This window comes from Nonomuraea sp. NPDC049784 (assembly GCF_040659615.1).
Lineage (GTDB): Bacteria > Actinomycetota > Actinomycetes > Streptosporangiales > Streptosporangiaceae > Nonomuraea.
This window is the reverse complement of the sequence record NZ_JBFAMX010000751.1, coordinates 1-4,377: the sequence shown is the minus strand read 5'-3', so window position 1 is coordinate 4,377 and position 4,377 is coordinate 1. Positions and strand designations below refer to the sequence as shown.

The window sequence follows — 4,377 nt, the reverse complement described above, 5'->3', positions numbered from 1 at the left end:
ACGGCGCCGACGTGCTGCGCGCGTACGGCGACCACCTCGCGGCGGCGGGCGACGAGGAGTGGCCCGACCTGCTGCTGCTCATCGGCGACCAGGTCTACGCCGACAACCCCTCGCCCGAGATGCGCGACTACATCAAGGCCCGCAGGAGCACGGAGCCGCAGAGGGAGATCGCCGACTTCGAGGAGTACGCCGAGCTCTACCGCCTGGCCTGGACGGACCCGAAGATCCGCTGGCTGCTGTCCACCGTGCCGACCGCGATGATCTTCGACGATCACGACGTACGCGACGACTGGAACACCTCCCAGCCCTGGCGCGAGCAGATGGCCGCGACAGACTGGTGGCACCGCCGGGTGGTCTCGGGGCTCGGGGCGTACTGGATCTACCAGCACCTCGGCAACCTCTCGCCGGCCGAGCGCGCGGAGGATCCGCTGCTGCGCGCGCTGATGGAGGGCGGCGACGGCGGTCCGGCACTCGACGCGTTCGCCGAGAAGGCGGACGCCGAGCCCAGCAGCAACCGCTGGAGCTACGCCCGCGACCTCGGGCGCGCCCGCCTGATCATGGTCGACACCAGGTGCGCCAGGCAGCTCACGCCCGGCGACCGCCGCATGCTCGACGCGGAGGAGTGGGCCTGGCTCGAGGAGCAGCTCGCCGCCCCGGCCGAGCGGCTGATCATCGGCTCGTCGATCCCGTTCCTGCTCCCCGAGGGCGTGCACGGCGTGCAGAACTGGAACGAGGCCCTGTGCGACGGTAAGTGGGGCGGGCTCGTGCGGCGGTGGTCGGAGAAGTTCCGGCAGGCCATCGACCTGGAGCACTGGGCGGCCTTCCGGCGCTCGTTCGACGACCTGGCGAGGCTGCTCATGAGACTCGGCAAGCCGGTGCTGATCCTCTCGGGCGACGTCCACTACTCCTACCTGGCCAAGGCCCGCTCAGGGCCGGTCTTCCAGATCGTCTGCTCGCCGATCCGCAACCCGCTCAGCCGCCTGCTGCGCTGGGCCAACGTGTTCACCCAGTTCCGGATCGCCACGCTCGTGGGCGGCCTGCTGTCGCGGCTGGCGGGCATCCCACGGCCGCCGTTCCGGTGGCGGGTCACCAAGGGGCCCTGGTTCCAGAACGCACTGGCCACGCTGACCTTCCCGGACGAAGTCACCTGGTACGAGTCCGACGGCGACAGCGTCAGGCCGATCGACTCCGCCCGCCTACGATGACGCGCATGCTTGACGACAATTACGCCGTCGCCGTGCCGTTCTACGACCTGTGGCACGGCGACGGGCATGTTCCCGTGGTGCGCGAGTCGCTTCCCCCGCTGCTGAAGGGGGTCCGGCGGAGCGTGATCGAGATCGGCGCGGGCACCGGACTGATAACCGAGCTGATCGCCAGGGAGACGCCGGCCGAGATCTACGCCGTCGAGCCGTCGCTGGGCATGCGCTCGGTGCTCGTCTCCCGGCTGGCATCCGATCCCGACGCGCTGGGCCGCGTGACCGTCCTCCCGTATGGGGCCCTGGACGTGGAGGTGGACGAGCCGGTCGAGGCAGTCGTGATGATCTCGGTGCTGCAGAGCTTCGCGGCCGAGGAGCGGGCCGCGCTGTGGCGGGTGCTGGCCAGGCAGCTGGAGCCGGGCGGGCGGTTGGTGTTCAACTGGCGCGAGCGGGCCGTGCCCGTGCCGGGTGAGCTCGAGGTCATGAGCTCGTACCAGGTCGGCAGGCACGCGTACGAGATCGCGGGGCAGGTGCTGGAGGTCGCGGGCGAGAGCGTCACCTCGCGCTTCGTCTACCGGATCCGGCAGCGCGGCGTGGCGATCAGCGAGGACGAGGTGGTCGTCACGAACCACTGGCCCGCCAGGGAACGGCTGGCGTCGGAGCTGGAGGCGGCCGGGTTCGGCCCGGACGCGGCGCCGGAGGGCATGGAGGTGTGGCGCCGTCCGTAGGCGGCTGAAGTACGCCCGAAATAGTGGGAACCGGGGTCCGGCAAGCGGCCAACAACAGGGTGACCGCATGAGAGAGGACCGGCAGAGTGGTAGGTGTTCAGGATGCGCCTGAGACGCTGGATGACTCGACCCTGATCGGGCTTTCGCTCGGTGACCCGGAGAGCTTCGCGGCGCTGTTCGACCGTCATGCCGACGAGATCCACAGGTACGCGGCCCGGCGCCTCGGGGTGGAGCTGGCCGACGACGTGACGGGGGAGGTGTTCCTCGTCGCGTTCCGCGGGCGGGCGCGTTACGACCGCTCCTGGCCGGATGCCAGGCCCTGGCTGTACGGCATCGCGACCAAGGTCGTCTCCCAGCACCGCAGGGCCGAGCGGCGGCGCACCGCGGCCATGGCCAAGGTGAGCGTGGAGCGCCCCGGCACGTTCGACGAGCGCAGCGCCGACCGGGTGACCGCCGAGCAGCTCCAGCCCAGGCTGGTCAGGGCGCTGACGAGGCTCAGCGCGGGCGAGCGTGACCTGCTGCTGCTCGTGGCATGGGCGGACCTGACGTACGAGGACGCCGCGCTCGCGCTCGGCGTGCCCGTCGGCACCGTCAGGTCCAGGCTCCACAGGCTCCGCGCGAAGGTGCGCAGGGCACTCGGCGGCATCGATCCCTTCGCAGCAGAGGAGCCCCGGCATGGATGAACGCAGCATGGATGAGGACGAGATCCGCATGTTCGCCGACGGCAGGCCCACCGTGCCGCCGTACGGGTCCGAGGCAAGGGCCAGGGCGCGGGAGCGGCTGCTGGCGGAGGCGCGTGGCGGGGGCCGCTTTCGCCTGCCCAGGCTCGGCTTGCAGGCCGCGGCCGCGTTCGGGGCCACGGTCGTCCTGGTCGGCGGCGTGGCCGTGGCTCTGTCGAACCAGGGCGGGGGCAGCACGCACCCCGCCACGTCGGTGACCCAGTCGGCTTCCGTGTCGTCGTCGGATGAGTTGTCTCCCCGGCCCGGCCAGTTCATCCTGATCGAGTCCGAGACGATGTACGGGTCGTTCACGTTCGGCAAGGACGGCGAGGATTCGCGTTACCTCTACCGGACGCACAGGAAGATCTGGCAGTCCGTGGACGGGAGCGCGGACGGCCTGCTGCAGATCGAGGGCCTCGAGCCCAAGCCGTGGCCGGGCAGGTCGCTGCCGAAGTCGGCGAAGGCCTGGCAGGGCTCCGACTGGCACCTGCTGGCCTCCTGCCCCGGCCAGAGGGGTGACCGCCGCACCGACTACGCCTACCTGAGCACGCTCCCGACGGACGCCGCCGGGATGCGGGGGCGCCTCTACGAGATGAGCGCGGCGTACGTGAGCGACGGCAAGGGCGTGGACAGCGACCGGGCCGCGTTCGACCATGTGTCTGACCTGGTCAGGGAGACGTACCTGCCGAAGGCGCAGCGCGACGCGCTGTTCGAGGCGGCCAAGACGATCCCCGGCGTCCAGGTGGCCGAGGGCGTGGAGGACGCGGCGGGCCGCAGGGGGGTGGCGCTCGGGCAGCAGGACCCGCAGGGCATCCTCAGGCAGGCCATCTTCGACCCGGCCACGCACCTGTTCATGGGGGAGCGGCACACGGTCGTGGACAGCAAGCTCGCCCAGGCCCCCGAGGGCAGCGTGCTGGCGCTGACGGCCCAGCTCAAGGTCTCGGCGGTGGACGAACTGCCGCAGGTGACGGTCCGGAACCAGGGGGACGCCTCCTGCGCCACGCCCTCACCCGTGGCCACCACGAGCCCGACGAGCTCGGCCGCGCCGTCGCCGGAGCCGAGCGAGGACGCCATAACGCAGACGCTGGAGCCGATGCCGACCATGACGATCACGCTGAACGCGACGAGCGACCCGTCTGCGCCGGAGCCGGTGCCGACTGTCACTATCAGCGCGGAGCCGTCGAACGGGCCGTCGCCGGCGCCGCCGACCGAGAAGGCGTCTCCGGCCCGCAAATGACCACCCAGTCGGTCAAGCGGGCGCCGTAACGGCGCCCGGCCCCGTGAACCGGAGGAGCGTCTCCCTGGACAGGGCCCAGCCACGTACGGTGGCTGGGCCCTCCCGTGCTCCGCCGTGAAAACCCTGAAAAGCCCAGCCACGAACGGCGGGACCGTTTAGAACCCGGAAGCACCCAGCCACGAACGGCTAGGCCTGGCTGAACTCGTAAAGGGCGTCAGAGAGCTGAGAAATGGCCCACACCAGGTCGTCCTCGGAGATGACGATGGGTGGGGCGAGGCGGATCGTGGAGCCGTGGGTGTCCTTGGCCAGGACACTCCTCGCCATGAGCGCCTTGGACATCTCGCGCCCGGTGGCCAGCTCCGGGTCGATGTCCACGCCCGCCCACAGCCCGCGTCCGCGCACCCGCCCAGAACGTCCCGAGCCGGTAGGTGTCCGCACAGTCGATGGTCACATGGTGCACAAGAGAAGCCATGGCCGACATTATGCCTAGTGAGGCG

Annotated in this window: 4 protein-coding genes and 1 pseudogene; 4 read left to right on the top strand and 1 reads right to left on the bottom strand. The window is 70.8% G+C overall.

The genetic code is table 11. The features are described from left to right. The 4 genes from AB0J09_RS57645 to AB0J09_RS57630 all read left to right on the top strand — a co-directional run. On the top strand, window positions 1-1,205 hold a 1,205-nt coding region (locus AB0J09_RS57645; RefSeq protein ID WP_360711464.1), incomplete at its 5' end, for an alkaline phosphatase D family protein. Between the two features lie 5 nt (window positions 1,206-1,210). Beyond that, on the top strand, window positions 1,211-1,924 hold the full coding sequence (locus tag AB0J09_RS57640) for a class I SAM-dependent methyltransferase (protein WP_360711461.1): 714 nt from the start codon (window positions 1,211-1,213) through the stop codon (window positions 1,922-1,924). An 86-nt stretch (window positions 1,925-2,010) separates the two neighbouring features. Continuing rightward, on the top strand, window positions 2,011-2,607 hold the full coding sequence (locus tag AB0J09_RS57635) for an RNA polymerase sigma factor (RefSeq protein WP_360711458.1): 597 nt from the start codon (window positions 2,011-2,013) through the stop codon (window positions 2,605-2,607). Continuing rightward, window positions 2,600-3,880: a CU044_5270 family protein gene (locus AB0J09_RS57630; protein ID WP_360711455.1), complete on the top strand. Its 1,281-nt coding sequence runs from the start codon at window positions 2,600-2,602 to the stop codon at window positions 3,878-3,880. The genes AB0J09_RS57635 and AB0J09_RS57630 overlap by 8 nt, the downstream gene beginning before the upstream one ends. Window positions 3,881-4,066: 186 nt before the next feature. Here AB0J09_RS57630 and rocD read toward each other — a convergent pair. After that, window positions 4,067-4,270: pseudogene (gene rocD, locus AB0J09_RS57625) on the bottom strand (ornithine--oxo-acid transaminase); the annotation flags it as partial. Window positions 4,271-4,377: the final 107 nt, after the last annotated feature.

Coding starts and splice junctions, on each gene's coding strand:
- AB0J09_RS57640 (WP_360711461.1), top strand. CDS start 1,211: ATGCTTGACGACAATTACGCCGTCGCCGTGCCGTTCTACGACCTGTGG.
- AB0J09_RS57630 (WP_360711455.1), top strand. CDS start 2,600: ATGGATGAACGCAGCATGGATGAGGACGAGATCCGCATGTTCGCCGAC.